Below are 4,655 nucleotides of genomic sequence, written 5' to 3'. Positions count from 1 at the left end.
CGGCCTTGCCCTTGCCCTGGATTTCCGGGCGAGCGTCGTCGGTCACGCCGTTGGCGGCGATATCGCCTTTGATCGAACCAACATCGTCGATCACGTGGGTGATGCTCACATCGACCTTGCTGGTATCAACCACGACGTTCAGGGCGTCGCCCTGGCCGCTGCTGTTGCCAGCCTTGTCCAGCACTTCGGTGGTGAAGGCATGGTCGCCATTGTTCAGCGGGGTGGTCGGCGTGAATTCCCACTTGCCGTCAGCGCCCACATCGGCTTCGCCAATCTTCGTGCCGTTGTCATAGATGATGACCTTGCCGCCGGCTTCCGCGCCGCCACTGAAGGTCGGACGGTCGTCGTCGGTGGTGTCGCCATTGTGCAGCGGACCGGTCTGGTTACCCACGTCGTCGAGCACGAGCAGGTCGGTCACATTGGCCGGCTTGCTGGTGTCGACGCTGAAGCTCCAGACACCGGTCGGCTCGCTGACCTGGCCTACGGTGTTGGTCGCGGTCGCGGTGACGTTGTGCAGGCCATCGGCCAGAGCGCTGGTGGTGATTTCCCACTTGCCGTTGGCATCGGCCTGGCCGCTGCCGATCAGGGTGCTGCCGTCGTACAGCTTGACGGTGCAGCCCGCTTCCGCGGTGCCCTTGAAGGTCGGCTGGGTGTCGTCGGTCACGTCGCCCTTCTGCAGGAAGCCGGTGTACGGCCCTACATCGTCGAAGACGCTTTCGATGGTCGGAACGGAGGGGCTGCCGGTATCCAGGGTGAAGCTGTACTTCGCACTCGGATCGGTGGAGTTGCCCGCCGGGTCCGACTCGACAGCGGTCAGGTCATTCAGACCCGACACCAGTCGCTGCGACGGCTGCATCGACCAGGTGCCATCGGCGCCCACGGTAGCCGTACCAATCGCATGGTTGCCGGTGCTGTCCTTGGCATACACGGTGATGGTGTCGCCGGCAGTGCCGGTACCGCTGATAACCGGACGCGCGTCATCGGTAATACCGCCGTTGGCGACGTTGCCGGTCACCGGACCTTCGTTGTCCATTACACCGGTGATGGACAGCTTGGAGTAGTCCGGAGCAGTCGTATCGATATCGATATGAATGACAGTCGGATCACTGGCATTGCCCGCATCATCGGTAGCGATGATGGTGATCGTGTTGTCGCCCTCGGGCAGTGGCTGTGTCGGGGTAACCGACCAGTCGCCCTTGTCGTCGGCGGTGACGGTGATGCTTTCACCGGTCGGGAAGACCACGGTGATTTCAGCGCCCGGCTCGGTCTTGCCGTCGATGGTCGGCTTGGTGTCGCTGGTGATGTCGTCGCCCTTGATCCCAGTATCGGAGTCCGGGTCCAGCCAGACTGCCGGCGCATCGGGAGCCGTGGTGTCGACGATGACCACGAACGGGTCCGACATCTCGCTGGTGTTGCCGGCGACGTCGGTCACGGTCAGGGTGATGTCGTGCTCACCTTCGGACAGGTCCTTGCCGGCCGGTGCTTCGTAACTCCACTTGCCATCGTCGCCCACGACGACTTCAGCAATCTTCTGGCCGTTGTCGTAGAGGGTGATGATCTCGCCAGCTTCGCCGTTACCGGAGAAGGTCGGGCGAGTGTCGTTGGTGCTGTCACCGCTGTTCAGGTCACCCACTTTCGGCTCGACGTTGTCGTAGACGTCGGACAGGGTGCCGTCCGGGCCGAAAGTCGGTTTCGGCGGAACGGAAGTATCGATCACCACGTCAATGACGGTCGGTTCGCTCGCGTTGCCAGCGTCGTCGGTAGCGATGATGGTGATCTTGTTGTCGCCCTCGGGCAGCGGCTGGGTCGGGGTGACCTTCCAGTCGCCATTCTCGTCGGCGATCACGGTAATGACTTCACCCGTCGGGAAGGTCACGGTGACTTCCGCGCCCGGCTCGGTCTTGCCGTCGATGGTCGGCTTGGTGTCGCTGGTGATGTCGTCGCCCTTGATCCCAGTATCGGAGTCCGGGTCCAGCCAGACAGTCGGCGCGTCAGGGGCGATGGTGTCGATGATCACGGGAAGGACGGTCTCGGACCGGTTGCCGGCCGGGTCCTGCTCGATCACCTTGATGTCGTTGTTACCTTCGGGCAGCGGCTGAGTCGGCTGCGGAGCCTCCCAGGTGCCATTCTCGGCCACGACGGCGGTCACACTCTCACCGGTGGGGAAGATGACGATGATGGTGTTGCCCGGCTCGCCGGTACCATGAATGGTCGGCTTGTCGTCGTTGCTGTAGGTGTGCTCGCCGTCGGTCTTGGCGCCTTCGACTTCCGCGGTCGGTGCGGTAGGCGGCGTTGTGTCGACGACGATGTCAATCACCTTGATCGGCGCGCTGGGGTTCTGGCCGGGCACGTCCTGGGTGATGTCGATGCTGTGCGGGCCGTCGGGCAGATCGGGGTTGAACGACCAGCCGCCGTTCGGTTGCACGATGGCGGTGCCGATTTCCTTGCCGTTGTCGAAGATGTGGATGGTCGCGCCGGGCACACCGTTGCCGGAAATGGTCGGGTGGGAATCGTCGGTAATGTCGCCGTTGTGCAGTTCGCCCTGGATCGGGCCAACATCGTCGATGACCTTGGTATTGGTCGGGGCGGGACTGGTGTGAGTCTTGTGCCCATCATCCTTGTTGTGATGGATGATGGCGGCAGCAGCGGCACCCACTCCGGCCAGACCGAGCAGCCAGGGCCACAGAACGAAACCGGCGGCATCATCGAAGGTGGACGCGAGATAGGGAGCGCCATCCGCCAGGGAATCCCCCCCCAGCGCAATGGGCGCCGACTCGCCATCGCTCAGTAGCAATTGCCCGTAGAAGCCTTCACCGTCAGTGCGCACATAGGCGTAGAGTTGGCCGTCTTCAGCCACGCCGTAGAGCTGGCTGTCCATGCCATCGGCGAAGAAGTCCTGGATGGTCAGATCCGGCTTGTCACTGCCTTCGAAGCTGACCTCCAGGTCATTGCCCACGCGCTTGACCGTGACATTCTCGGGAGCGACGTCGCTGTTTTCTACCTGGAGAAGGTACTTGGTACCCGTACTTGCCTTGATCTTTCCACCAGCCTTGACTGCAACCTTCTTGGCTGCGTTCTCGGTGACGGCGACAAGGCCGATATTTTCAATTGCCATTTAAACCCACCTCGGGAGGGACACGTGTCGAGGTGAGAAGCTTAATTTTCCGACGCAAGCGGGAAGATCAGAACACTCTGACAAGACCGCCGCGTTTTCTGATCAGACTTGCCAGACACCCTTTTACACGGAAATGCACAGATCGATACACACTGAGAGCAGTTCCGGAGGTGCGAACTAGAGCGGAGCCTGCCTTAAGACAAAGGCAGATGCTGCCCGGAGCAGCCAGGCACTCATGCAGATAGAGACAGGGTCGCGACAAGGTCGCGCTGGGAAGCAGAAACAAAAAAGCCCACCTGATAAGGTGGGCTTTTGGGTGAAGCGGGCTTTGTTCCGCCTCCAGCGTCTGAATATTCAGACACCTTGAATATGGTGGGTCGTGTAGGATTCGAACCTACGACCAATTGGTTAAAAGCCAACTGCTCTACCGACTGAGCTAACGACCCAAATTTTGGTCGGGGTAGAGAGATTCGAACTCCCGACATCCTGCTCCCAAAGCAGGCGCGCTACCGGACTGCGCTATACCCCGCTTGGAAGTTGGCTCCGCGACCTGGACTCGAACCAGGGACCCAATGATTAACAGTCATTTGCTCTACCGACTGAGCTATCGCGGAACGACGAGCCTTCCAATCTCCTCTACTGATCTTCCGGCTTCACCGGAATCCCGTATCAGAGGCGCGCCATTTTACGTATATCGAAACGTCTGTCAACACTCTGATCCAAAAAGTTTTTCTCTGCTTTGCATGGAGGCAGGCGCATTGCTATATCTGCATGAATAACAGGTGTGATCACCACGGGTGTAACGGGCCGGTCACGGACAGGAAGAGCATGAGCACCAAGGACACCCCTCCACCCTCGTCGATCGCCAATCGCGTCATCCAGCCGCGGTTCGGCGAGTTGATGCAAGCCTGTCGGCAAATGGCGATGAACCGCCTGGCCGAATTGCTCGGCAACGTCTTTTCCCAGCTCGACGACACACTGTTCGAATGCGCCGAGAAGGCCGAGAACAATCAGGTCCAGGCTCTGTTCTTCGACGCCATGCGGCAGATCCGCAAGGAGCGGCCGGCGCTGGAGCGCTTCTACCACCAGCGGATCGCGCAGGGGCTGAGCGATTTCCTCGAAGGCAAGTTGCCGGCAGACAACCCCTATGACGAGCTGGACGCGGATCGGCTGACGCTGATCGAGCACGATGAATATGAAGAGACCCTGCTCATCATCAATATGGTGAACCAGGTGAAGGCTCAGTGCGTTCAGCCACTGTTCGCGCTGGGCCAGCGCCTGGCGCTGCTCAACAACGGCAGCAGGATCGGCGAGGACCGCAATCCCTTCGGCCCCCAGGCCATCGCCCGGGCCTACAGCGAGACGCTGGCGCAGGCCGCCTTTCCCCTGCGCGTCAAAACCATCCTTTATGTGCTGTTCGATCAACAGGTTATGCAGCACCTGGCACCGCTCTACGATCAGCTCAACCAGCGCCTGATCGACGCCGGCATCCTGCCGAACCTCAAGTACCAGGCGCCCGAAAAGCCCCCCGCCCCGAAAC

The 4,655-nt window shown here is 60.9% G+C and carries 2 protein-coding genes and 3 tRNA genes; 1 reads left to right on the top strand and 4 read right to left on the bottom strand.

Annotated features, from left to right (window positions below; all coding sequences use genetic code 11):
* The 4 genes from J5M67_RS27090 to J5M67_RS27075 all read right to left on the bottom strand — a co-directional run.
* A partial coding sequence (locus J5M67_RS27090; RefSeq protein WP_207888499.1) for an Ig-like domain-containing protein occupies positions 1-3,115 on the bottom strand: 3,115 nt, incomplete at its 3' end.
* 370 nt (positions 3,116-3,485) lie between these two features.
* Positions 3,486-3,561: transfer RNA gene (locus J5M67_RS27085), tRNA-Lys, on the bottom strand.
* A 6-nt stretch (positions 3,562-3,567) separates the two neighbouring features.
* Positions 3,568-3,644: transfer RNA gene (locus tag J5M67_RS27080), tRNA-Pro, on the bottom strand.
* A 9-nt stretch (positions 3,645-3,653) separates the two neighbouring features.
* Positions 3,654-3,729: transfer RNA gene (locus J5M67_RS27075), tRNA-Asn, on the bottom strand.
* Positions 3,730-3,943: 214 nt separating this feature from the next.
* Here J5M67_RS27075 and J5M67_RS27070 point away from each other — a divergent pair.
* The coding region (locus J5M67_RS27070; RefSeq protein WP_207888498.1) for a DUF1631 family protein at positions 3,944-4,655 on the top strand (712 nt) is incomplete at its 3' end.

The sequence above is a fragment of the Pseudomonas sp. 30_B genome, from assembly GCF_017491605.1.
Taxonomy (GTDB): Bacteria; Pseudomonadota; Gammaproteobacteria; order Pseudomonadales; family Pseudomonadaceae; genus Pseudomonas.
This window is presented reverse-complemented; position numbering and strand designations above follow the sequence as displayed.